Annotated in this window: 14 protein-coding genes; 6 read left to right on the top strand and 8 right to left on the bottom strand. The window is 74.5% G+C overall.

Features of this window, described 5'->3' with window-relative positions; translation table 11 throughout:
* Positions 1 to 26: 26 nt before the first annotated feature.
* From ACS5PV_RS01290 to egtB, 3 genes are all read right to left on the bottom strand, one after another.
* Complete coding sequence (locus ACS5PV_RS01290; RefSeq protein ID WP_455393575.1) at positions 27 to 725, bottom strand: VWA domain-containing protein; 699 nt, start codon at positions 723 to 725, stop codon at positions 27 to 29.
* A 7-nt stretch (positions 726 to 732) separates the two neighbouring features.
* Positions 733 to 1719: an L-histidine N(alpha)-methyltransferase gene (gene egtD / locus ACS5PV_RS01285; RefSeq protein WP_455393574.1), complete on the bottom strand. Its 987-nt coding sequence runs from the start codon at positions 1717 to 1719 to the stop codon at positions 733 to 735.
* Positions 1720 to 1786: 67 nt separating this feature from the next.
* The gene (gene egtB, locus ACS5PV_RS01280; RefSeq protein WP_455393573.1) at positions 1787 to 3040 is read right to left on the bottom strand and encodes an ergothioneine biosynthesis protein EgtB; all 1254 of its coding nucleotides are present in this window, start codon (positions 3038 to 3040) and stop codon (positions 1787 to 1789) included.
* A 213-nt stretch (positions 3041 to 3253) separates the two neighbouring features.
* Here egtB and murI point away from each other — a divergent pair, with 213 nt between their 5' ends.
* The 3 genes from murI to rpsD all read left to right on the top strand — a co-directional run bounded on the left by murI (position 3254) and on the right by rpsD (position 5766).
* Complete coding sequence (gene murI / locus ACS5PV_RS01275) at positions 3254 to 4144, top strand: glutamate racemase (RefSeq protein ID WP_455393572.1); 891 nt, start codon at positions 3254 to 3256, stop codon at positions 4142 to 4144.
* 19 nt (positions 4145 to 4163) lie between these two features.
* A complete protein-coding gene (locus ACS5PV_RS01270) occupies positions 4164 to 4967 on the top strand; it encodes an alpha/beta hydrolase (protein ID WP_455393881.1) in 804 nt (267 codons plus the stop codon).
* A 181-nt stretch (positions 4968 to 5148) separates the two neighbouring features.
* The gene (gene rpsD, locus ACS5PV_RS01265) at positions 5149 to 5766 is read left to right on the top strand and encodes a 30S ribosomal protein S4 (RefSeq protein WP_048433566.1); all 618 of its coding nucleotides are present in this window, start codon (positions 5149 to 5151) and stop codon (positions 5764 to 5766) included.
* 165 nt (positions 5767 to 5931) lie between these two features.
* On the opposite strand, the gene ACS5PV_RS01260 is transcribed toward rpsD, so the two are convergent.
* The 3 genes from ACS5PV_RS01260 to ACS5PV_RS01250 all read right to left on the bottom strand — a co-directional run bounded on the left by ACS5PV_RS01260 (position 5932) and on the right by ACS5PV_RS01250 (position 9037).
* Positions 5932 to 6363: an HIT family protein gene (locus ACS5PV_RS01260; protein WP_455393571.1), complete on the bottom strand. Its 432-nt coding sequence runs from the start codon at positions 6361 to 6363 to the stop codon at positions 5932 to 5934.
* Positions 6364 to 6516: 153 nt separating this feature from the next.
* Positions 6517 to 7686 (bottom strand): M20 aminoacylase family protein, encoded by a 1170-nt coding sequence (locus ACS5PV_RS01255; RefSeq protein ID WP_455393570.1) that lies wholly within the window; start codon positions 7684 to 7686, stop codon positions 6517 to 6519.
* A gap of 130 nt (positions 7687 to 7816) precedes the next feature.
* Complete coding sequence (locus ACS5PV_RS01250; RefSeq protein ID WP_455393569.1) at positions 7817 to 9037, bottom strand: GNAT family N-acetyltransferase; 1221 nt, start codon at positions 9035 to 9037, stop codon at positions 7817 to 7819.
* 153 nt (positions 9038 to 9190) lie between these two features.
* Here ACS5PV_RS01250 and ACS5PV_RS01245 point away from each other — a divergent pair, with 153 nt between their 5' ends.
* Positions 9191 to 9523, top strand: coding sequence for a hypothetical protein (locus ACS5PV_RS01245; RefSeq protein WP_455393568.1), 333 nt, complete (start codon positions 9191 to 9193; stop codon positions 9521 to 9523).
* An 11-nt stretch (positions 9524 to 9534) separates the two neighbouring features.
* Here the strand turns inward: ACS5PV_RS01245 and ACS5PV_RS01240 are convergent, their stop codons facing one another.
* Positions 9535 to 10923, bottom strand: coding sequence for a polysaccharide biosynthesis/export family protein (locus tag ACS5PV_RS01240; RefSeq protein ID WP_455393567.1), 1389 nt, complete (start codon positions 10921 to 10923; stop codon positions 9535 to 9537).
* A gap of 368 nt (positions 10924 to 11291) precedes the next feature.
* On the opposite strand from ACS5PV_RS01240, the gene ACS5PV_RS01235 reads away from it, so the two are divergent.
* Positions 11292 to 12050, top strand: a complete 759-nt coding sequence (locus tag ACS5PV_RS01235; protein ID WP_455393566.1) for an exopolysaccharide biosynthesis polyprenyl glycosylphosphotransferase — start codon at positions 11292 to 11294, stop codon at positions 12048 to 12050.
* A gap of 61 nt (positions 12051 to 12111) precedes the next feature.
* Positions 12112 to 13302 (top strand): glycosyltransferase family 2 protein, encoded by a 1191-nt coding sequence (locus ACS5PV_RS01230; protein WP_455393565.1) that lies wholly within the window; start codon positions 12112 to 12114, stop codon positions 13300 to 13302.
* A 146-nt stretch (positions 13303 to 13448) separates the two neighbouring features.
* On the opposite strand, the gene ACS5PV_RS01225 is transcribed toward ACS5PV_RS01230, so the two are convergent.
* Positions 13449 to 23498, bottom strand: coding sequence for an apolipoprotein A-IV repeat region-like domain-containing protein (locus tag ACS5PV_RS01225; RefSeq protein ID WP_455393564.1), 10050 nt, complete (start codon positions 23496 to 23498; stop codon positions 13449 to 13451).
* Between the last annotated feature and the right edge of the window lie 296 nt (positions 23499 to 23794).

Here is a 23794-nt window from a genome sequence, read left to right as displayed (position 1 = left end):
CTCGGGTCACGCGGGGGAACTCGTCTCTACCCGCCTCTCATGCCGGCGAGGAGCCGGCGCGCCGCCGCATCCTCATGCGCGGCGAGACGCAATCCGTCGAGTCCCCGCGTGGCGTAGAGCGCCGCGGCGCGCAGCAGCGCGGCCAGCACCTCGGGCGCCGCGAGGTCGAAGCGCGCCGAGGCGCCCCCGCTCAGCCGGGCGATCTCGGAAAAGCCCGCGGCGACGTCCGGGTCCGGCCCCTCGTGGAAGCAGAAGGCCGGCAGGCCGAGCAGGCCGAGCTCGCCGGCGACGCCGCAGAGGTCGTCGATGTCCTCCTCGATCGCGTCGCCGACCAGCACCAGCGCCTTGACCGGCCCGCGCGAGGCGGCGTTGCGGGCGTGGCGCAGGACCCGGCCGATCTGGGTCTGCCCGCCCTGGCAGGTCACGCCCCGCATCAGGCCGGTCAGCGCCCGGGCGTCGGCGACGAAGCGCGAGGCCCGGCACTCGTCGAAGCCGCGGAAGTAGACGAGCTGCACCGAGAGCCCGCCGAGCCGGGCCGTCGCCTCGAACATCCCGGCCTGGACCCCGCAGGCGAGGTCCCAGGTCGGCTGCCGGCTCATCGTGGCGTCGAGGGCGAAGATCAGCCGCGGCGCATCCGCGGCCGGCGCGGCGACCTGCCGCGCCGTCTCCAGGAAGGCGTCGATGGCGGCGCCCGGCGCGCGATCGAGGTCGCGGGACCCGCCCATCGCCGGCTCAGTGCCGGCGGATGGTGCTGGCGGTGAGCGCGTGGACCGAGAACAGGCCGTCGGGATCGACCCAGACGTTCCTGTGCTCCCAGCCGGCGCCGCGGGCGAGCGCCCGGAAGCCCGGCACCGTGTACTTGTAGCTGTTCTCGGTGTGGATGGTCTCGCCGGAGCCGAAATGGAACGGCACGCCCGCCACCGTGACGAGCTGGCTGCGCCGGCTGACGAGATGCATCTCGATCCGCCCGAGGTTCTCGTCGAAGAAGGCCTGGTGGGCGAAGGCGTCGAGGTCGAAATCGGCGCCGAGCTCGCGGTTGATCCGGGCGAGCAGGTTGAGGTTGAACGCCGCCGTCACCCCGGCCGCATCGTCGTAGGCCGCGTCGAGCACCGCCTTGTCCTTCACGAGGTCGATGCCGACGATGAGCGTGGCGCCGGGTCCGAGCGTGCGGGCGAAGCTGCCGAGAAGGCCCGCGGCCAGCTCGGGCTCGAAATTGCCGATCGTCGAGCCGGGGAAGAAGCCGGCCTTCGGCGCGTCCTTGAGGTCGTTGGGCAGCGGGAAAGGCCTGGTGAAGTCCGCCGCCACCGGCTCGACCCGCAGGCGCGGGAAGTCGCGGCCGAGCTCGTCCGCCTCGCTGCGCAGGAACTCCTCCGAGACGTCGACCGGCACGTAGGCGGCGAGGTCGGGCAGGTGCGGCAGCAGGCGGCGCACCTTGGCGGTGGAGCCGCTGCCGAACTCGACGAGGCCTGAGCCGGGTGGCAGGCCGGCGCCGATCTCGGGACCGTAGCGGTCGAGGATCGCGAGCTCGGTGCGGGTGGGATAGTATTCGGGCAACCGGGTGATCGCCTCGAACAGTTCCGAGCCGCGCCGGTCGTAGAAGTACTTGGCGGAGAGCGTCTTGCGCGGGGCGCGCAGGCCCGCGAGCACGTCCTGGAGGAAGCCGCGGTCGATGCCCTCGACGGGAGCGGCGGGCGCGAGGTGGGGAACGGGAGCGTTCACGGGCAGCAATCTCCGAAGTCGGGCGGGCGCCCCGGGGCGCCCGTGTCGAGGCACGTCCGGCCGCGCCTCACGCGCTGTAGTGAGATAGACGCAGGCCCGTGAACTGCCAGCGCTGGTGGGGATAGAAGAAGTTCCGGTAGGTCGGCCGGCTATGGCCCTGGGGTGTGACCACCGAGGAACCACGCAGCACGAACTGGCTGACCATGAACTTGCCGTTGTACTCGCCGAGCGCGCCGGGCAGCGGGCGGTAGCCCGGATAGGCGGAATAGGCGCTGCGGGTCCATTGCCAGACATGGCCGAAGGCCGCGTCGAGCGAACCGGCCGCCGCCTCCCACTCGGCCTCGGTCGGCAGGTCGCGCCCGGCCCAGCGGGCGAAGGCGTCGGCCTCGTAGTAGCTCACATGTGTCACCGGCAGGGCCGGATCGACGGGCTTCAATCCGGCGAGCGTCATGCTCGACCACACCCCGTCGGCCTGGCGCCAGTATCCCGGCGCCTCCCAGCCCTCGTTCTGCGCCGCCACGAACCCGTCCGAGAGCCACAGCTCCGGCTTGGCGTAGCCGCCGTCCTGCATGAATTCGAGCCATTCGCCGTTGGTGACGAGGGCGCGCTCCAGGGTGACCGGCCGCAGGAGCACGTCGTGGCGCGGCTCCTCGTTGTCGAAGTGGAAGCCCTCGCCTTTATGTCCCATCTGCGTCACGCCGCCCTCGAGGGCGACCTGCCCCGAGCGCTGCGACAGGGCGGGCCAGCGCCAACCCTCGTCGTAAGGAGGCAGGAGCGGGTTCTGCGCGAAGGCGTGCAGGATGTCGGTGAGCATCAGCTCCTGGTGCTGCTGCTCGTGGTGCAGGCCGATCTCGACGATGCCGACGATCTCCGGCAGCCGCCGCTCCGGGGCGCTCCCGATCAGGTCGGCAACGGCGGCATCGACGTGGGCGCGGTAGGCCGCGACCTCGTCGCAGGTCGGCCGGGTGACGAGGCCGCGGCTGATTCGCGGCGCGCGCGGACCCGCCTGCACGTAGTAGGAGTTGAACAGGTAGAAGAAGCGCTCGTCGAAGACCGTGTAGCCCGGCACCATCGCGGTGAGCAGGAACTGCTCGAAGAACCAGGTCGTGTGGGCGCGGTGCCACTTGGTCGGGCTCGCATCCGGCATCGACTGGACCTGCTGGTCCTCCGGGGAGAGCGGGGCGGCGCGGCGCTCGGTCTCGTCGCGGACGTAGCGGAAGGCCGCGATCCAGGCCCCCCGGTCGACCGGGCGGGCACCGACGGGGGGCGGGGGAAACGCGGGGCGCGTGTCTGTGACCTGCGCGGTCGCGGTCGCTGCCATCGGATCGTCCCTTATGCGTAGACTGATTGTCCACGCTCAACGCGGGTCCGGGGAACTCGTTTCTCCGGCGCGGCGTTACCGCGCAGCTTGGGGGCCGGCACAGCGGTGCATCGCGGGGGAAGCGGGGCCATTTTGCCGCCGCTTTGACCAGGCGTTAACGAGCCCGCCGGACTCTCGCCGGCAACTCTCCATCCCTCTCGGTCAAAGCCTCTCATGCGGTTCGATCTGATGGCCGGCACTGCCGCGGCGCCCCTGGCGCCGATCACCCGCGCGCCGGTGGTCCTGGTGTTCGATTCCGGCCTCGGCGGCCTCACGGTGCTCGCCGAGGTGCGGCGCGCCCGGCCCGACGCACGGGTGGTCTACGCCGCCGACGACGCCGCCTTCCCGTATGGCGGGCTTGCCGAGCCGGTGCTGGTGGCCCGCGTCGTCGCCGTCATGGAGCGGCTGATCGCGGCCCACGCCCCCGACCTCGTGGTGGTGGCCTGCAACACCGCCTCGACCCTGGTGCTGCCGGCGCTGCGCCAGCGCTTCGACATCCCGTTCGTCGGCACCGTGCCGCCGATCAAGCCGGCGGCGGCCGCGACCCGATCGGGCCACATCAGCGTGCTCGCGACGCCCGGCACCGTGCGGCGCGACTACACCCGCGAGCTGATCGCCACCTACGCCGCCGGCTGCCGGGTGACGCTCGTCGGGGCGACGGGCCTCGCGGCGCTCGCCGAGGCGGCGCTCTCCGGGCTGCCGGTCTCGGACGCCGACCTCTGGACCGAGATCGGGCCGTGCTTCGTCGAGGGCGAGGCGGGGCGCACCGACGTGGTGGTGCTCGCCTGCACCCACTACCCCCTGCTGCTCGCCCGCTACCAGGCGATCGCGCCCTGGCCGGTGACCTGGATCGACCCCGCCCCGGCGATCGCCCGGCGCATGACCCAGCTGATCGGCGGTCCCGCCCGCGGTCCAGGTCACAGCTTATCGAGCGACGACGTGCCGGGCCCGGTTCTCGCCTCCTTCACCTCCGGCGACCGGCTTACGCCGGCCTTGCGCGCGGCGCTCGGCGACCGCGGCATCGCCGAGGTGGCGCTCCAGGCGATGCCGCTCGTTCTCCAGTAAGGCCGGTCCCTTGACCCTGATGCGGGCCGCGCTGATCGCGGCCGGCCTGCTGCTCGTTCTCTACGGCGCGGTGATCGCGGCGTTCTGGTGGTTCCAGCGCAGCCTGATCTATCCCGGGCAGGGCGGCCCGGTGCCGGCGACCGGCGCGCGCCTGCCGGCAGGCGTCGAGACGATCCCGATCGCGACGCCGGACGGCGAGCGCCTGCGCGCGCTCTGGCTCGCGCCCGATCCGGGCGCCGGGGTGGTGGTCACCTTCCACGGCAACGCCTCGCTTCCCGAATGGCACGCCGAGCGCTTCGCCGCCGGGCCGTGGCGGGCCCATGGCTGGGGCGTGATGGCGCCGGCCTATCGCGGCTATCCGGGCTCCACCGGGCGGCCGAGCGAGGCCGGGCTGATCGCCGACGGGCTCGCGGCCCTCGCCGAGGCGCGCCGCCGGGCACCGGGCGCCCCGGTCCTGCTGCACGGCCACTCCCTCGGCGCGGCGGTGGCGGTCGCGGTGGCGGCCCGCGCCGGGGCGGGGGGCGTGCGCGGCGTCTATCTCGAGGCGCCGTTCGACTCGATGACCGCGATGGCGCGCCACCATTTCCGCCTCCTGCCGGCGGGCCTGCTGTCCGACACCTGGCACTCCGACCGGATCGTCGGCACGCTTTCCGTCCCGGTCCTGATCGTGCACGGTGAATCCGATCCGGTGATCCCGGCGAAGTACGGCGCTCGGCTCGCTCGCGCGGCAAATGCCGACTTCGTCGCGGTGCCAGGCGATCACGTCTCGATCCTGGGGAGCCGGGACGCAGAGGCCGAGGCACGGTTCCGGCCGACCCCTTGAGCCTTGACCCCACACGCTTTGTCGCCTAAGAGCGCCCGGTTCGCGGGGCTCCGGTTCGGGGCCCCGTCAACATTTTGCGCACCCGCGAGCGGCTCGTCACGGCCGCTCTGTCGCCCCGGATTCGGGGGGAGGAGGGCGCGTTCCTCTCATACGTGATGAAAACAGTTCTAGAGGACACGCGATGTCGAAACGCGTTCAGGCGAAGCACAAGCTCGATCGCCGCATGGGCCAGAACATCTGGGGCCGCCCGAAGAGCCCCGTGAACCGCCGCGAGTACGGCCCGGGTCAGCACGGCCAGCGCCGCAAGGGCAAGATGTCCGACTTCGGCACGCAGCTGCGCGCCAAGCAGAAGCTCAAGGGCTACTACGGCAACATCACCGAGAAGCAGTTCCGCCGCTACTACGCCGAGGCGATCCGCCTGCGCGGCGACTCGGGCGAGAACCTGGTCGGCCTGCTCGAGCGCCGCCTCGACGCGGTGGTCTACCGCTCGAAGTTCGTGGCGACCCCGTTCGCCGCCCGCCAGTTCGTGAACCACGGCCACATCCGGGTGAACGGCGTGCGCGTCAACATCCCGAGCTACCTCGTCAAGCCGGACGACGTGATCGAGATCAAGGAGTCGTCCAAGCAGCTCGAGATCGTCGTCGTGGCGAGCCAGCTCGCCGAGCGCGACGTGCCCGACTACATCGAGGTCGACCACGGCAAGATGACCGCCCGCATGACCCGCGTGCCGACCCTGTCCGAGGTCCCGTACCCGGTGCAGATGGAGCCGAACCTGGTCATCGAGTTCTACTCGCGCTGATCTGAGCGACACAGACGTCGAGAATGCTGGAGAGCCGCCCGAGAGGGCGGCTTTTCTTTTTTCGCACGATGGACAAACATCGTTCTCGAAATAAGGCGCGCCCCTCTCCCGAACAGGAGAGGGGCGCGCCTTTCACTTAACTGCTTCTACTTCGAGGGACCCGATCTACTCCGCCAACGCCGCCCGGATCTTCTCTGCATGCTGCGCCAGCAGGGCCGGATCCGCCATGCCCTCGACGTGCCGGCGCGGCGCCACGCCCTCGTGGCGGGGCAGGACGTGGACGTGGAGATGGAACACGGTCTGGCCAGCCGCCGCCTCGTTGTACTGGTAGACCGCGACGCCGTCGGCCGCGAAGGCCGCCTTCGCCGCCCGCGCCACGCGCTGCACGGCCGCGTAGAGGTGGCCCAGCGTCACCGGGTCCGCGTCGAGGAGGTTGCGGCTCGGCACCTTCGGCACCACCAGGGTGTGGCCGTCGGCCTGGGGCATCACGTCCATGAAGGCGATGACGTGCGCGTCCTCGTAGACCTTGTGGCAGGGCACCTCGCCCCGCAGGATCTTGCCGAAGATGTTCTGGGGGTCGTAGGCGGTTTCAGTCATCGCACGGTGTCCTGTCGGGGATCGCGACGGCTCGATCACCGTCGCGGCCGCCCTGCGGGGCCAGCCCGGGGCCGCGACGGCGGAACCCGGGATGACGCAAGGGGATGGCGTCGCCAGGAGCTTATCCGAACGATCGCCCGCCCGGAACCGGCCTCAGCCGGCGGCGGCCGCCGAGCGCCGCTCGACCAGCCGCGCGAAGTACGCCGCCCCGAGGGGGATGATCGCGTCGTCGAAGTCGAAGGCGGCGTTGTGCAGGTTGGCGCCTGCCTTGCCGCCGAGCCAGGCATAGGCGCCCGGCACCGCGTGCAGCATGTCGGCGAAGTCCTCGCTGCCCATCTTGGGCTCGGGCGTCGTGTCGACCTTGGCGGCGCCGAACAGCTCGGTGGCGATCTCGGCGGCGGCGCGGGTCTGCACCTCGCTGTTGCGCAGCACCGAGAAGATGTCGCGGATGTCGACCGTGATCTCGGCCCCGAAGGTCGCGGCGATGCCGGCCGAGATCTCGCGCATGCGCTTGGCGACGAGCGCGCGGACGCCGTCGTCGAAGGTGCGGACCGTGCCGGCGAGGTGGGCCTCCTCGGGGATCACGTTGTAGGCCGCTCCCGCATGGACCTGGGTGATCGACAGGACCGCCGATTGCAGCGGGTCGGCGTTGCGGCTGACGATGGTCTGGAGCGCCTGGACCAGGGCGGCCTGGACCACCACCGGGTCGATGCCGCGGTTCGGCTGCGCCCCGTGCGCGCCGCGCCCGACGATGCGGATGTCGAAGAAGTCGGCCGCCGCCATGGCGGGGCCGGGGCGCACCGACAGCTCGCCGGTCCGCCCGCTCGGGTTGTTGTGCAGGCCGTAGACCTCGTCGCAGGGGAAGCGCGAGAAGAGCCCGTCGGCCAGCATGGCGCGAGCGCCGCCCAGGCCCTCTTCCGCGGGCTGGAAGATGAACACCGCGGTGCCGTCGAAGTCGCGGGTCTCGGCGAGGTACTTGGCGGCCCCCAACAGCATCGTGGTGTGGCCGTCATGTCCGCAGGCGTGCATCTTGCCCGGCACGGTCGAGCGGTAGGGGAGGTTCGTCGCCTCCTCGATCGGCAGGGCGTCCATGTCGGCGCGCAGGCCGATGCGCCGCTCGCTGGTGCCGCGGCCCTTCAGGATCCCGACGACGCCGGTGCGGCCGACCTCGCGATGAACCTCGATCCCCCAGGAGGCGAGCTTCTCGGCCACGATGCCGGAGGTGCGCACCTCCTCGAAGCCGAGTTCCGGATGGGCGTGGAAGTCGCGCCGGATGGCGGTGAGCGCCTCGAGGTCGGCGGAGATGCGGTCGATCGGGGACATGCGGCGAAAACGCTCCGGACTTCGACCCGGACAAGGGGCCGGACGGCGCGCATCCTCCGGCGCCGGCAGACCGAAGTCCAGGCACGCGGATGCATGACTCGCGCAAGGTGTGACAACCCGGAAAGGGGCGTCAGTCGTCGCCCTTGCGGAACGGCGTCGCCTCGTCGAGGGCGTCCGCCGCCGCCTCGACGTGGCGCGCCTCGCGGGCGAGGTAGTCGGCGATGGCCGCACGCAGTCCGGAATCGGCGATGTCGTGGACGGAGTGGGTGATGACCGGGCGGTAGCCGCGGGCGAGCTTGTGCTCCCCTTGCGCCCCGGCCTCGACCCGGGCGAGGCCGCGGGCGATCGCGAAGTCGATCGCCTGGTAGTAGCAGACCTCGAAATGCAGGAAGGGATGGTCCTCGATGCAGCCCCAGTTGCGGCCGTAGAGGGCGCGGTCGCCGATCAGGTTGATGGCGCCCGCCACGTACTGGCCCTCGCGCCGGGCCATTACCAGCAGGATGCGCTCGGGCATGCGCTCGCCGATGAGCGAGAAGAAGCGGCGGTTGAGGTAGGGCCGGCCCCACTTGCGCGAGCCGGTATCCATGTAGAACCGGTAGAAGGCGTCCCAGTGGGCTTCGGTCAGGTCCGAGCCGGTGACCCACTCGATGGTGAGCCCGGCCGCCAGCGCGTCGCGCCGCTCGCGCTTGATCGCCTTGCGCTTGCGCGAGGCGAGCGCCGCTAGGAAGTCGTCGAAGCTGGAATAGCCGGCATTGTCCCAGTGGAACTGCTGGTCGACCCGGCGCAGGAAGCCGAGCTCGCCGGCCCGCTCGGCTTGCGCCTCGGGCAGGAAGGTCGCGTGGATCGACGAGGCCTCGACCTGCCGGCGCAGGGCCCGCAGGCCCGCCACGAGGGCGGCGGTGGCCTCGCCCGGGTCTTCGCCCGGGGCGATCAGGAAGCGCGGGCCGGTGACGGGCGTGAACGGCACGCTGACCTGGAGCTTCGGGTAGTAGCGGCCGCCGGCGCGCTCGAAGGCGTCGGCCCAGCCGTGATCGAACACGTACTCGCCCTGCGAGTGGGATTTCAGGTAGCAGGGGGCGTAGCCGATCACCTGGCCGTCCCGCTCGGCGGCGACGTGCAGCGGCATCCAGCCGGTGCGGCCGCCGACGCATCCGGCCTCCTCCAGGGAGGACAGGAAGGCGTGGGTGACGAAGGGGTTGTGGCTCTCGGCCGCCCCCGCGAGCGATTCGGCCGAGAGGGCGCAGCGGTCCCAGTCCGCCGCGGCGATCTCGGAGATGCGCTGGACGACGCGGACCTGCAAGGTGCCCGCCGCCGGGGTGGCGCCGCACCCTGCTTCGCCGGTTGTCTCCATGGGGCCTGGAGGTAGGTCGCGGCCGCGGGCTCGGCAATGCGGCGCGGCCTCGCAGGTGCGGAACCAGGCTCCAAGGAACCGTACGGCCGCTTTGCCGCTTTGTTTCTCACCATGATTACCGACGATTCCACGCGACCGCGCGTCCCCGCCGCGGTGCCGAACCCGCCAGGCTCCCCGAACCCGCTCGCCCAGGCATGGGACGACCGGATCGCCCGGCTGCTCGACCTCCTGCCCCGGCGAGTGGGCGACGCGATCGCCTGGCTGCGCGCCCCGTCCCGGCGCTGGGTCCGCATCCCGGCCGCCTTGGCGTTGATCGTGGGCGGCTTCCTGGCGATCCTGCCGGTCTTCGGCCTGTGGATGCTGCCGCTCGGCCTCGCCCTCCTCAGCGAGGACCTGCCGGGGATGAAACCTGGGCTGGAGCGCGCGGCCCGCTGGCTGGAGGCGAAGTGGGCGCGGGTCGTCGCGTGGTGGCGCGGGCGCGGCTGAGCGAGCGGCGTTCAGTTCAACGACGTCATCGCCCCCGTCCGCGGCGCCGGCCAGGACACCGCCGGCAGGTCGATGTTGGGCAGCTCGACGGTCACCGAATCCCCCGGCATCAGCGTCGTGGCGTCCTCGGCCACGATCTCCTGCACGCCCGCGCCGCCCTGGCGGCTGACGCGGTAGGTGGGCTTTGCCCGCCGGGCCTGGACGCGGTCGGCGAGGAAGCGTGGGGCGGAGACCTCGGCCTCGAGGATCAGCCGCTCGGCCACCTCCATCCGGGGCTTCAGCTGCTCGAGCTGGCGCTGGGTGTCGCGCGCCTCGGCGGTGACCTCGGTGGCGCGCCGGCTGCGCAGGTCGAGGATCGACAGGTCGGCGCGCGAGATCGATTCGCGGGCGCGCAGCAGGTCGGTGGTGGTGCGCAGCTTCTCGCTCTCCATCTGCGCCATCGCGCGACCGGACGCGATGGTGCGCTGCTGCGTGGCGAGCCCGCGCTCGGCGAGCTGCTCGTTGCTGCGGATCTCGGTGGCGATCAGCTTGATCTGGGTGTCGATGGTGGCGAGCTGGCCGTTCAGCGCGTCGATCTGCTGGCGCAGGAAGCGCTTGAGGTCCTCGATGGCGTCGACCTGGGTCGCCAGCGCCTTGCGGCGGGCCTCGAAGATCGCGGTCTCGCGCTCGACGAGCGCGACAAGGCCGGGATCCGGGCGACCGGCCAGTTCCTTCGGCGGCTCGAATCTCGGCTTGTCGTCGCGCTCGGCGGCGAGGCGGGCGAGCCGCAGGGTGAGCTGGTCGCGGTCCTTGTGCAGGGTGGCGAGGTCGCCGCGCGCGTTGATCGCGTCGCGCTCCAGGCGCAGGAGCCCGCTATCGGTGACCCGCGGCGGTCCGCCGGCGAGCGCCACCGCCTTGCCGACCGTGAGCCCCGGGCGGAAGGCGTATTCCCCGGGCTTGTCGACGGCGCCGTTGATGTAGAACGGCCGGTAGACGGCGATCTCGACCGCGGTGTCGGGCGGGTCGGCGAGATCCATCCGCTCGCGCAGGCGCCGCGCCACCAGCCGCCCGACCTCCCGGGTCGGCAGGCCGGCGACCGGGATGTCGCCGACGATCGGCAGCGACAGCGTGCCGTCGGCCCCGATGGTGAACTCGTCGTTGAGCGCCGTCCAGGCGAAGATCTCGTCGCGGCTCGCCCGCCACTCGAACACCCGCAGCCGGATCCGGTCGAGGGGCCCGAGGGCGTAGCCCGCGAGGCTCCCCGCAGGAGAGCTCGCCGCCGCCGGGGCGGGGGCCGGCGGCGGGGCGGGGAGCGCGGGACGCGGGCCGTTCGCCGCGCCGGCGAGCCCCGCCGGCAGGACCATCGCGCCGAGGAGGAGCCCGCGCCGGAGGCAGGCGGGAAGACGGTGTGCGGCTCGCATGCGGATCAGGCCTTCTCGTCCCAGTGCGGTGACGGCTGGGAACCCTCGTCGGTCCGGCCGCGCAGCGCAGCCTCCCAATAAGCGGTAGCAGCTGCTCCACCCCCCGCGCCTTGTCTCGTCGCCGCGTGTTCACCTGCGCTTCCTAGGAGGTAAGGCTCCCACCAGAACGAGGTAATCAAAGATGAAGCAACGTTTATCCGCGTGATATTGTGGTGAAATTGACCTGAGTATCGCGCCTCTGCCTATCGTTAACCGCTCGTTAACGGTGGAGACGGCGCATGGCTCGTGGAGCACGACCGCAATCCCGCGTGGGCGGTGGAGATGAACTTGGCAGTAACGGGCTCGCAGGAAGCGGGCTCGGGAGTGCGGTGCCGGCCGGCGGCCTCGCGCTCCTGCTCGCCCCGGGGCTGCTGGCGCCGGGAGCCTTGGTACCGGCAGGCGTGACGACGGGAGCCTTGGCTCTCTCGCCGGCGGTCGACGCCACCAGCACGCCGGCCGTCGCGCGGGTCCGTCCGGCGCCGGCCATCCGGCCCGGCGCGGGCCTCCTCGCCAAGCGCGTCCTCGACGTGGTGGGCGCCGGCCTCGGCCTCGTCCTGCTGCTGCCGCTCCTCGTCGTCGTCGCGGTGCTGATCAAGTGCGATTCGCGCGGGCCGGTGCTGTTTCGCCAGAGCCGCATCGGTCTCGGCAACCGGCCGTTCCAGGTGTGGAAGTTCCGCACCATGACCTGCTGCGAGAACGGCGCCGTGATCCGCCAGGCCCGGCGCGACGATCCGCGGGTGACCCGCGTCGGGCGCGTGCTGCGCCGCACCAGCCTCGACGAGCTGCCCCAGCTCGTGAACGTGCTCCTCGGCTCGATGTCCCTGGTCGGGCCGCGGCCGCACGCGGTGGCGCACGACGCGCAGTTCACCGGCACGGTCGCCCGCTACGCCGAGCGCCACGCGGTGCGCCCGGGCATCACCGGCTGGGCGCAGGTGCGCGGCTGCCGCGGCGAGACGCCGACCGCCGCCGCGATGCAGCGCCGGGTCGATCTCGACCTCGCCTATATCGAGCATTGGTCGCTGCTTCTCGACCTGGTCATCCTCGCGATGACCGTGCGCGAGATCCTCCGCTCGCAGGCCGCCTACTGACCCTTCCCCCGTCGCGTCCCGGCTGCGCACCCGCGCGGCCGGGCGAGGATCCTTTGCGCCGATGCCTCTCTTCGATCTCGTCCTCTGCGCCCTCGCGCTCGCCGGAGCGGTGCCGGTCCTGGTCTTCGCCGCGCAGGTCGTGGCCTCGCTGCCGGCCCTACGCCCGGCACCACCGCCGGCGCGCCGGCCGTCCCTGGCGGTGCTGGTGCCCGCCCATGACGAGGCCGGGCAGATCACCGCCACGGTGGCGACCCTGCGCCCCGGCCTGCGCCCCGGCGACCGCCTGCTGGTGGTGGCCGACAATTGCCGCGACGCCACCGCTGCCATCGCCCGGGATGCCGGCGCCGAGGTGGTGGAGCGCCACGACCCCGAGCGGCGCGGCAAGGGCTACGCCCTCGATTGCGGCACCCGCCACCTCGCCCGCACCGGCCTGCCCGAGACCCTGGTGGTGGTCGATGCGGATTGCGCGCTGGCGCCCGACGCCCTCGACCGGATCGCGCGCCTGAGCGCCGCCCTCGACGGGCCGGTCCAGGCGGCGTACCGCCTCGCGCCCCCGCCGCAGGCCTCCTCCGCCTTGCGCCTCGCGACCGTGGCGACGGTGGTCAAGCAGATCGGCCGGCCGCTCGGCGGCAGCCGCCTCGGCTGGCCCTGCGGCATCTCCGGCACCGGCTTTGCCGTGCCGACGCGGCTGCTCGGCACGGTCGGGCTGGCGAACGGGCACCTCGCCGAGGACCTGAAGCTCGGCCTCGACCTGGCGCTCGCCGGCCATCCGCCGCGCTTCTGCCCGGAGGCCGAGGTGACGAGCGCGCTGCCCGCCGGCGCGGCGGCGCGGCGGGCGCAGCAGACGCGCTGGGAGCACGGCCACCTGTCGCTGATCCTGCCCTATGCCGGCGCGCTTCTCCGCGCCGCCCTGCACCGGGGCGACGCCCGGCTCGCCGCCATGGCCCTCGACCTGTGCGTGCTGCCGCTCGTGACCCTGGCGCTCGCCGAAACCGGGCTTACCGGCCTCGGCCTCGTCTGGTGGACAGTCGGAGGCGGCGCCGGGCCGCTGCTGATCTCGGCGGCAAGCCTCGCCCTCCTCGTCCTCGCCTTCGTCCTCGCCGCCCGGCGCTGGGGCGGCGGGATCCTGCGCTGGCAGGACGTCGCGGCCCTGCCGCGCCTCGTCGCGGGCAAGGCCGGAATCCTGCGCCGGTTCGCGGTGCGGCGGCAGACGGAATGGGTGCGGACCGAGCGGGCCGGGGAGGGGAGGTAGGGGCGATCGAGGGGCGAGCGAGCACGGAACACCGCAGTGGAGCGGGGAAGCCCGTCCTCCGAAACGAAGCCGCCTCCCGGATCGCGCAGGACCGGGGGGCGGCTCGTCGTTCGGTCAGTGCGGTCTCGGGCGGAGACCGCGGGGGCTCACGCCCCCTCGAAGCGCCCGCTGGCATGGGCCAGCATCGTGTAGACCTTGCCGCTCTCCGAGGTGAGGTAGGCGTTGGCCCGGCGCGGGTCCTTGTCGGTGCGGGAGACCTCGCCGAGCAGGCGCTCGAATTCCCGCACGTAGTGGTCGACGGTCCGGCGGAAATCCGGCTCGGCGCGGTAGCGGCGGCGGATCTCGTCGAAGGTCTGCTGGCCCTCCGGCGTGTAGAGGCGGCGGGTGAACAGGTCCGTCTCGCCGCGCCGGTAGCGATCCCACAGGTCCACCGCGGCCGGGTGCTCGATCATCCGGGCGATGTTGCTGGAGATCGAGTCGATCGCGGCAGCCCCCGCCCGGTCGGCGCCGTTGCCCTGGCCGGCTTTGCCCGCGGCCTTGCCGGCCGCCGGCACCTCGTCCTCGTCCTCCTGCGAGGCGCGGGAGAGGAGGTCGGAGAGCCAGCCGCCGGACCCGGCGCGGGGCGGGGCGGCGTCGCGCCGCGCCTCGCCGGCGGGCCGGGTCGGGGCCTGCGGCGTGGTGGGACGGGCCGCGCCTTGCGCCGGTGCCGGACGGCCCGAGCCTTGAGCCGGAGCTTGAGCCGGGCGCGCGGGGACGGCGGCCTGGGCGGGAGCCTGGGGCGCCGGCTGGGCCGGAGCCTGGGCCGAAGGCTTCGGCGCCGTCGGCCTGGCGGCCTGCACCGGAGCGGGCTGCGCCGGCGCCTGGACTTGCGGGCTCTGGACTTGCGGGCTCGGGGTCTGCGGGCTCTGGGCCTGCGGCTTCTGGACCACCGGGCCTGCGACCGCCGCGGCCGACCGGCCGGCTTCCGCGACGCGGGACTGCGCCAGGGGCTGCGCGACATCGACGGCGCGGGGCGAGCGCTGGACCAGGGCCGAGAGCTCGTTCAGGGCCTTGATCTGCTCGGCCACCACCCGGCGCATCTCGCCGGTGGCGTCCTGGGCCTCCTGCGGGATGCTGACCACGCCGCGCTGCAGGTCGCCGCGGATCTCCTCCAGGGTGCGGCGGATCTCGCCGGCCATGCCGCGCATGGCCTCCACCGTGCCCTGGAAGCGCTCGGCGGCATCGCCGAACGCCTCGCGCATCTCGCCGGAGGCGCCCGCCACCGCCTGGCGGACCGTCTCGGCCGCCCGCTCGCCCTCCTGACCGGTGCCGGAGCGCAGGCGCTCGAACGCCTCCGTCACGGCGCTGCCGGCTTGGCGGGCGCTGGCCTCGATCTCGCGACCGAGCGCCTGGGTGCGGGCCTCGATGGTCTTGAGCGTCGCCTCGACCCGAGCGCCGACGCCCTCCGTGGCGGCGGCGAGCGCCGTCGAGCGGGCGTCGATGCTGCCGAGCAGGGCGTCGATCTCGGCCTGGCGCTCGCCGAGCGAGGCGTTGACCCGGCCCTCGGCGCCTTCCAGCGCGCCGGCCGCGGCCGTGAGGTCGCCGATATGCTGGCGCGCGGTCTCGGTCAGGGCCTTGCCGCGGGCGTCGAGGGTGGCAGCGAGGCCGGAAGCCTGGCGCAGCGCCCCGGTCGCCGCGCCCTGGAGCGCGCCGACCTGCTCGGCGACCCGATCGGAGGCCTTGCCGGTCTCCGCGGCGATCTCGGCCAGGGCCGACTGGATCTCCTGCACCCGGCCGGACAGCCCGCCCTCGATCGCCGACAGGTTCTCGCCGGACTTGCCGATGAGGTCCTGGAGGGCGCCGCAAGCGGCCTCGATGCGGCCGATCAGGCCGCCGAGTTCGCCGCCGAGGCGCTGGTTGACCTGGGCCAGGACCTCGGCCGCCCGGGCCGCGCCCTGGTCGGCCGCCCGGCGCAGGGTCTCGGCCGCCTCGGAGGACAGGGCCGCCAGGGTCTCGGCGCGCTCGCCCAGCGCCGCCACGGCGCCGCCCATCCCCTCGTTGACCGCCCGCTCCAGCGCCTCGCTGCGCTCGGTCAGCGCCGTCACCAGCGCGCTGCCGGGGCCGTCGACGAGGTCGCGCAGCTGCGCCACCTGGCGGTCGAGCCCGTCGACCGTCTCGCCGCTCGCAGCCAGCGCCGCCACCAGCGCGCCGCCGCGCTGGTCGATCGTCCGCTGCAGCGAGGCGGTGGTCGCCGCGAGGGTCTGGCCGAGCGCACCGCCGCGCTCGTCGACGATCTGGCGCAGGGTCTCGACGGTCTCGGAGAGGCCGCGGTTCAGCTCCCCGCCGCGCCCGTCGATCGCCTGGGTCAGGTCGCGGGCGGTCTCGGCGAGCGCCCGGGTCAGGGTGGTGCCGCGCTGGTCGATCAGCGCCGCGAAGGCCGCCGCCCGGCGGTCGAAGCCGGAGCTGAGCTGCGCGCTGCGCTCGTCCACCGCCGCGGCGAGCGCCGCGGAGCGCTCGTCCATGGCGCCGTGCAGGCTCGCGACCCGCTCGTCGAGGGCGGCGGTGAGCGCCGCGGTGCGGGCGTCGACGAGCGCCGCGTAGGCGTCGCTGCGGTCGTCGAAGGCGTCGGCCAGGGCCTCGCCGCGGGCCGCCACCAGGGCGGCGAAGGCGCGCATCCGGCCGTCGATCCGGGCCGTGAAGGCGGCGGAGCGCTCGTCGACGCTGCCCGACAGGGCCTCGGTGCGGGCCGCCATCAGCGCGGCGAGTTCCGCCGCCTTGGCATCGACGAGCGCGCCGAAGGCCGCGGCCCGCTCCTCGACGGTGCCGTCGAGGATCTGAACGCTCTCGTGCAGGCGGGCGGCGACCGCCGCGCCGCCGGCATCGAGCCGCTGGCCCAGCGCCTCGACCTGGCCGCCGAGCACCGCGTCGAGGGCGGCGCGGCTGCGCTCCAGTGCCCCGGACAGCTCGGCCACGCGGGCGTCGAGCAGGGCGGCGAGCGCCGCGCCGCGGCCGTCGAAAGTCTCGGCGAGATCGCTGTTGCGCGAGTCGAGCAGGCCGGCGAGCGCGTCGCCGCCGCTCCTGATCGTCGCGGCGAGCACGTCGATGCGCTCCTGCACCCGGCGGGCCAGCACGTCGCCGGCGCCGGTCAGCTCGGCCAGCGCCCGCTGGCGCCCGTCGATCAGCCGCACAAGGTTGCCGCCGCCCTGCTCAATCGTGCCGGCGATGGCCGCCTCGCGCTCGCGCAGCAGGGCCGCCAGGGCCTCCACCCGCTCGGTGAGGGTCTGGGCCAGCGCCGTCCGGTGCCCGTCGAGGGCGTCGCCGAGGCCGGCCTGGCGCTCGGAGAGGAGGCCGGACACGGCCTGCGCGCTGCGCGACACCGCGTCGCCCAGCGTCGCGACGCGGGATTCGAGCAGGCCGGCGGCCTCCTCGCCCCTCGCCGCGATCAGGCCGGCCATCGCCTCGCCGCGCTCGCCGAGGCGGGTCTCCAGCGCCCGCGACCGGGCCTCGATCAGGCCGTCGAGGTCGCGGAGCGCCGCCTCGATGCGGCCCGACAGGCTGGTTCCGCCGGACTGCGCCGCCCGGGCGAAGGCCTCGGCACGGTCGTCGAGCATCCCGGCGAGCGCCTGGGCGCGGGCCTCCACCGCCTCCGCGAAGGCCGCGCCGCGGCTCTCGACCAGGTGGTCGAGGGCGGCGAGGCGGTCGTCGAACAGGCGCGAGAGGGCGTGGGTGCGCTGGTCGACGGTGCCGACGGCGCGGCCGACGCGCTCCTCCAGCGTCGCCGCCAGGGTGTCGCCGCCCTCGGCCAGCACGCCGCGCAGGGTCCCGACCCGGTCGTCGAGCACGGCGCCGAGTGCGCCGGCCTGCTCGTCGAGGACCTGGCGCACCGCGCCGGCGCGCTGCTCCAGCACGTCGTGCAGGGCGCGGATCCGGTCGTCGAGCCCGGCATGGAGCGCCGCCGACTGGCCGTCGAGCAGGGTAGCGAGAGCGGTCCCGCGCTCGCCGACGATGGTCTCGATGCGGCCCGAGCCCTCGGCGAGGACCCGGTCCGCCTCCTCGATCGTCTCGCGCAGCGCCCCGAGCACGGCCTCGCCGCGCTTGCCGACGAGGTCGGAGAGCGCCGTACCGCCGCGGTCGAACAGCCGCGCCAGCTCGGTCATGCGGCCGGCGAGGGTCCCGACCATCGCCCGGCCGCGCTCGTCGATCTCCTGCGCCATGGCAGCCGTGCGCTCGTCGACGAGGAGCGCCAGGGTCTCGCTGCGGCCCTCGAAGGCGGCGCGGATCGCCTCGGCCTTCTCGGCGAGGTCGCGGCTCGCCTCGCCGCTGTGGTTCTCCACGAAGGTGACGAGCTCGCGGGTGCGGGCGCCCAGCTCCTCGTCGAGGCGGCGGGTGCGGCTCTCGATCAGCTGCAGGGCCTCCTCGGCCTTCACGCCGAAGGTCTCGTCGACGATGCGGCCGCGCTCGTCGAGGGCCTGGGCGAGGCCGTCGAGGCGGGCGATCACCCGCTCGTCGAAGCGGGCGGCGCCGGCGTCGAGGGAGCGCGTCAGCTCCTCGGTGCGGCGGCCGAGCTCGTCGCCGATCTCGCCGACCCGGGCGGTCAGCGCGTCGCTCATCGCCTGGCTGCGGGCGGTGATGGCGCGGGCGAGCTCGTCGGCGCGGCCGTCGAGGGCCTGGGCGACCTCGCGGCCGCCCTCGGCCATCACCCGGGCCATCTCGCCGGCCCGCACGATCAGAGCCTCGTTCAGCGCCGTGGCGCGGGCGCCGATATGCTGGTCGACATGGGCCACCATGGTGCTGAAGGTCGCGCCGATCTCGGCGGTGCGCTTGGCCGAGCGGTCCTCGAGCGCCCCGAGCTGGGCCTCGACGGCCTCGCGCGCCTCGCGGGTGCGCTCGGCGATGGTCTCGGCCACGGCGCGGCCCTGGACCGTGATGAGGCGGTCCATCTCCTCCAGGCGGCCCGAGACGCTCGCGGTGAGGTCGTGGGTGTCGCGGGAGATCCGGTCGGCGAGGATGTCGCCGCGGGCGATCGCGTCCTGGAGCGCCGCGAGGCGGTTGGTCAGGACCTCGTCGATGGCCCGGCCGCCGTTCTCGGCGGCGCTGGCGAGCGCGGTGCCGGTCTTGTCGAGCGCGTCGTTGACGCGAGCACCCTGGCTCGCCACGGCCACGACGATGTCGCGGCCCGTCGCGGCGAGGCGGGTGTGGGTCTCCTCGGCGTGCCGGCCGATCAGGTCGGTCAGCGCGCGACCATGGCCCTCGAAGGCGGTCCCGACCTCGGCGAGGCGGGTGTCGAGGGCGCCGGTCGCCGTCTCGGCGGCGCGGCCGATGGCGAGCGCGGCCTCCTCGGCCCGGCCCGCCAGACCCACCACGGCGCCGTGAAGCGCCGTGTCGGCCTGACCCGCCCGCGTCCCGATCAGCTCGGCCGCCTCCTCCGCCACCCGGGTGAAGGACATCGCCGCCTCGGCCAGGCGCGCCTGGAGCGCACCCGTGGCCTCCTCCGCACCCTGCCGGAACGCCTCGACGCTCTCCGCCGTGCGCGCACCCACCGCCCCCGTCGCCGTCTCGGCGGCACGGCGCAGCACCTCGGCGGCCTCTTCCGCCCGCGCGCCCAGCTCGCCGGTCGTCGCGGTCGTCGCCTGACGGAACAGCGCGGCGGCTTCCTGGCTGCGGGCGTCGAGCTCGGCGCCGGTGGTCTCCAGCGTGCGCCGGAAGATGTGCGCCACTTCCACCGTGCGCGTGCCAAGCGCGCCCGTCGCCTGCTCGGCGGCCCGGCGCATGATCTCGGCGGCTTCCGTCGAGCGGCCTTGCAGCGCGTCGCCGACCGTGTCGGCCGACGAGGTCAGGGCGGCAGCGGCGGCCTCGGCCCGCTCGGCGAGGCCGGCAAGCGCGGTGCGCAGGGAGGTGTCGGCGATCTCGGTGCGCTCGCCGATCAGGCGGCTCGCCTCTTCCGCCGCGGCCACGAAGGCGGCAGCCGCGGCCGTGCTGCGTCCGTCGAGGGCGCCGGTAGCGGATTCGGCGGCGAGCGCCAGGGCGGCGGAGACGTCCTCGGCCTGGCGCGTCAGGTGATCGACCGCGCCGCGCAGGGTCGCGTCGGTGCTCTCGGTGCGCTCGGCCACCAGGCGGCCGGCCTCCTCGGCGGCGCGGGCGAAGGCCGAGGCCGCCGCCAGGGTGCGCGCGTCGAAGTGCTCGGTCGCGGTCTCGGCGGCGCGGCCGATGGCGATGGCCGCTTCCTCGGCCCGGCCCGCCAGACCCACCACCGCGCCGTGAAGCGCCGTGTCGGCCTGACCCGCCCGCGCCCCGATCAGCTCGGCCGCCTCCTCCGCCACCCGGGCGAAGGACGACGCCGCCTCGGCCAGACGCGCCTGGAGCGCACCCGTCGCCTCCACCGCACCCTGCCGGAACGCCTCGACGCTCTCGGCCGTGCGCGCACCCACCGCCCCCGTCGCCGTCTCGGCAGCCCGGCGCAGCACCTCGGCGGCCTCTTCCGCCCGCGCGCCCAATTCGCCGGTCGTCGCGGTCGTCGCCTGACGGAACAGCGCGGCGGCTTCCTGGCTGCGGGCGTCCAGCTCGGCGCCGGTGGTCTCCAGCGTGCGCCGGAAGATGTGCGCCACTTCCACCGTGCGCGTGCCGAGCGCGCCCGTCGCCTGCTCGGCGGCCCGGCGCATGATCTCGGCGGCTTCCGTCGAGCGGCCTTGCAGCGCGTCGCCGACCGTGTCGGCCGACGAGGTGAGGGCGGCAGCGGCGGCTTCGGCCCGCTCGGCGAGGCCGGCGAGACCGGTGCGCAGGGAGGCGTCGGCGGTTTCGGCGTGTTCGGCGATCATGCGGCCGGCCGCCTCGGCGGCCGCCGCGAAGGCCGCGGTCGCCGCGACGGTGCGTCCGTCGAGGGCGCCGGTGGCGGATTCGGCGGCGAGCGCGAGGGCGGCGGAGACGTCCTCGGCCTGGCGCGTCAGGTGATCGACCGCGCCGCGCAGGGTCGCGTCGGTGGTCTCGGTGCGCTCGGCCACCAGGCGGCCGGCCTCCTCGGCGGCGCGGGCGAAGGCCGTGGCCGCCGCCAGCGTGCGGGCATCGAAATGCCCGGTCGCCTGCTCGGCGGCGGCGGTGATCGCCGCAGCGACCTCCTCGGCCCGCTCGGCGAGGCCGTCCACCGCACCTCGGAGGGTGGCATCCGCCGCGCCGGCCCGCTCGGACACGAGGCGCCCGGCCGCGTCCGCGGCCTGCGCGAAGGCGTTCGTCGCGGCCAGCGTGCGCGCGTCGAGGGCGTCGGTCGCCGTCTCGGCGGCGCGGCCGATGGCGAGCGCGGCCTCCTCGGCCCGGCCCGCCAGACCCACCACGGCGCCGTGAAGCGCCGTGTCGGCCTGACCCGCCCGCGTCCCGATCAGCTCGGCCGCCTCCTCCGCCACCCGGGCGAAGGACGACGCCGCCTCGGCCAGGCGCGCCTGGAGCGCACCCGTGGCCTCCTCCGCACCCTGCCGGAACGCCTCGACGCTCTCCGCCGTGCGCGCACCCACCGCCCCCGTCGCCGTCTCGGCGGCACGGCGCAGCACCTCGGCGGCCTCTTCCGCCCGCGCGCCCAGCTCGCCGGTCGTCGCGGTCGTCGCTTGCCGGAACAGCGCGGCGGCTTCCTGGCTGCGGGCGTCCAACTCGGCGCCGGTGGTCTCCACGGCGCGCCGGAAGATGTGCGCCACTTCCACCGTGCGCGTGCCGAGCGCACCCGTCGCCTGCTCGGCGGCCCGGCGCATGATCTCGGCGGCTTCCGTCGAGCGGCCTTGCAGCGCGTCGCCGACCGTGTCGGCCGAAGAGGTGAGGGCGGCTGCGGCGGCCTCGGCCCGCTCGGCGAGGCCGGCAAGCGCGGTGCGCAGGGAGGTGTCGGCGATCTCGGTGCGCTCGCCGATCAGGCGGCTCGCCTCCTCAGCCGCGGCCACGAAGGCGGCGGCCGCGGCCGCGCTGCGTCCGTCGAGGGCGCCGGTGGCGGATTCGGCGGCGAGCGCCAGGGCGGCGGAGACGTCCTCGGCCTGGCGCGTCAGGTGATCGATCGTGCCGCGCAGGGACTCGTCGATGGATTGCGCGCGGGTCGCCAGGGTGCGGCCGGCCTCGTCGGCGGCGCGGGCAAAGGCGGTCGCGGCCTCCCCGGCCTGCTCGCCGACGTGGCCGGTCGCCGCCTCGGCGGCTTCGCGGAAGCGGTCGGCCAGGGCGGCAGCGCGGGCGTCGAGGTCGGCGCCGATCTCGTCCGCGGTGCGGCGCAGGGCCTCGCCGGCGCCGGCGGTGCGGGCCTCGAAGCCGCCCTGGAGGGTGTCGGCGGCGAGCGCGAAGGCAGCCTGCGTCTCGCGGGTGCGCTGGTCGAGGCCGTCGGCGAGGTCGCGGCTGCGGGTCTCGAAGGCGAGGCTGAGACCGGACAGCGCCTGGCCGATCCGATCCTCGGCCTCGCCGGTGCGGGTGGCCACCAGGGCGGCGACGCGCTCGCCGGTCTGGTCCAGGCTGCGCTCCAGGCTGCCGCCATGGCCGACCAGCACTTCCTCGACGCGCCCGATCGTCTCCTCGAGGCGGGCCGCGAGATCGGCACCGCGCACGCCGAGCGCCTGGGCTGCATCCTCGACCAGGGTCGAGAGGTCGTCGCGCACCTTGGTGGCGCGGTCGCCGAAGGCCGTGATGACGCCGTCGCTGGCGCGGGCGAGCCCGGCCTCGGCGGCGGCGGCCCGGGCCTCGATCGCCACGGCGACGCCGTTGCCGGCCTGCTCGATCTCCTCGCGCAGGGCGATGCCGCGGTCGGAGATATGGGCCGCGATGGCGCTGCCGGAGGCGGCGAAACGCTCGGTGATGGCGCCCCCGGTCTCGGCGAAGCGCTCGGTGAGGTCGGTGCCGCGGGCGAGGAAGCGCTCCTCCAGCCCCTGCGCCGAGCGCTCGAAGGTGTCGCGGACCTGCGCGCCCTCGCGGTTGAGGGCCTCGATCACCTCGGCTCCGGTCTCGGCGAGCGTGCGGGCGACGGTGCCGGCATTCTCCGCGAGCGTGCGGGTGAGGAGGCCGCCGGTGCGCTCGAACGCCTCCGTGACCTCGACCGCACGGGTCTCGAGCGCGCGGCTCAACGAGTCGCCGACGCTGCCGAGGTCGCTCTTCACGCCCTCGCTCGTGGCCATGAGGCGCTGCACCAGGTCGTCGCCGCGGCCGGCCACCGCCTCGACCACCCGGTCGCCGGTGGCGGCGAGCGCCGCGGTCACCGCGTCGCCGCGGTCGCCGATCGCCGCCGTGATCGCCTCGCCGCGGGCACCGAGCGCAGCGGTCACCCGCTCGCCGGCGCCGTCGACGGCGGTGACGATCCGCTCGGCCGCGGTGTCGAGCTCCTGGGTCAGGTTCTGGTGCGACCCCTGGATCGCGCCGCGCACCCGCTCGGCGTTGGCGACGATCGACTCGCGCTGCGCCACCAGCTCCTCGACGAGGGAGCGGATGCGGATCTCGTTGTCCGAATAGGCGCGCTCCAGGGTCGAGATCTCGCCGCGCACCAGGGTTTCCAGCTCGCCGGCGCGGGCGAGCGCCCGCTCGACGCCGTCGCCGACCGCCGCGACCTCGCGCCGGACCGCCTGCGACATCGTCAGGACCGCGTCGGTCGAGAAGCCCTCGGGCTCGGCGAGCCGGATCGCGACCTCGCCGACCGCGCGGGCGACGTGGCGCATCTCCTGGGCGCGCACCGCCAGCATCGCGGCGATGTAGAACAGCATCACCGGGGCGAGCACGGCGGCGGCACCGACCGCGCCCTGGAGGCCGCTGAGCCCGGCGGCGAAGCCCCGCAGGTCGCCGCCGGATTGGCTCCATGCGAGCGCCGCGAAGCCGGCGAGCCAGGCGAGGGCGGCGACGCTCGCGACGAGGTAGGGCGCGCGCGAGGGCTCGATGCGCAGGGTCTGCTGCAGGGCCCCGACGCTGCGGCGGTCGTCGTTGGCGACGAGGGACCGGTCGGGCGGCAGGAGCCCGCCCTCGCGGCGGCCGTCGCGGGCGGCAGGCAGGGGGCTGCCGTCGAAGCCGGGCTCGCGGGCGGCACCCGCCAGGGGGTCGGAGAGGGGGTCGGAATCGTGCACGTCGGGCAGGCGCGGCTCGACGCGGGCGCCCTCGGGGTCCATCGCGCGGGGGTCGGGCGAGCGGGGATCGGAGCCCGCCGGATGGTCCAGGTTCAGGGCCTGCTCAATCGCCGACAGCGCCGCTTCCGCCGGATCCTTGAGCTTCTTTTCCGTCGCCATCGAACGCCTCGTTACGCCGTGAACGCCGCCGGGCGGCCCGTCAGGGCCGCCGCGCCGCATCATCCCCGAGATCCCGCGAAACCCGCGCCGTGCCGCCAGCCGACGCGATCTCAGCGGTTTACCACGAGAACCTTAGACGCAAGGAGTACCAGCCGGATACCCGGAGCGCGCCAACCCTCCCAAAAAGCTTAACGGAATGGTTACCATGTGTCCGGCGCGCCGCGCGGGGGACCGCTATCCTGCCGCAGAATCTCGGCTTTGTCGGCGGGAGGAGGGTCGGGGACGCACGCCGAGCA

This window comes from Methylobacterium sp. Gmos1, from assembly GCF_053764715.1.
The sequence above is the reverse complement of the archived record's forward strand: the minus strand, read 5'-3'. Positions and strand labels throughout refer to the sequence as shown.

Coding starts and splice junctions, on each gene's coding strand:
- ACS5PV_RS01250 (WP_455393569.1), bottom strand. CDS start 9,037: ATGGAGACAACCGGCGAAGCAGGGTGCGGCGCCACCCCGGCGGCGGGC.
- ACS5PV_RS01290 (WP_455393575.1), bottom strand. CDS start 725: ATGGGCGGGTCCCGCGACCTCGATCGCGCGCCGGGCGCCGCCATCGAC.
- rpsD (WP_048433566.1), top strand. CDS start 5,149: ATGTCGAAACGCGTTCAGGCGAAGCACAAGCTCGATCGCCGCATGGGC.
- ACS5PV_RS01225 (WP_455393564.1), bottom strand. CDS start 23,498: ATGGCGACGGAAAAGAAGCTCAAGGATCCGGCGGAAGCGGCGCTGTCG.
- ACS5PV_RS01240 (WP_455393567.1), bottom strand. CDS start 10,923: ATGCGAGCCGCACACCGTCTTCCCGCCTGCCTCCGGCGCGGGCTCCTC.
- ACS5PV_RS01270 (WP_455393881.1), top strand. CDS start 4,164: ATGCGGGCCGCGCTGATCGCGGCCGGCCTGCTGCTCGTTCTCTACGGC.
- ACS5PV_RS01260 (WP_455393571.1), bottom strand. CDS start 6,363: ATGACTGAAACCGCCTACGACCCCCAGAACATCTTCGGCAAGATCCTG.
- egtB (WP_455393573.1), bottom strand. CDS start 3,040: ATGGCAGCGACCGCGACCGCGCAGGTCACAGACACGCGCCCCGCGTTT.
- ACS5PV_RS01230 (WP_455393565.1), top strand. CDS start 12,112: ATGCCTCTCTTCGATCTCGTCCTCTGCGCCCTCGCGCTCGCCGGAGCG.
- ACS5PV_RS01255 (WP_455393570.1), bottom strand. CDS start 7,686: ATGTCCCCGATCGACCGCATCTCCGCCGACCTCGAGGCGCTCACCGCC.
- murI (WP_455393572.1), top strand. CDS start 3,254: ATGCGGTTCGATCTGATGGCCGGCACTGCCGCGGCGCCCCTGGCGCCG.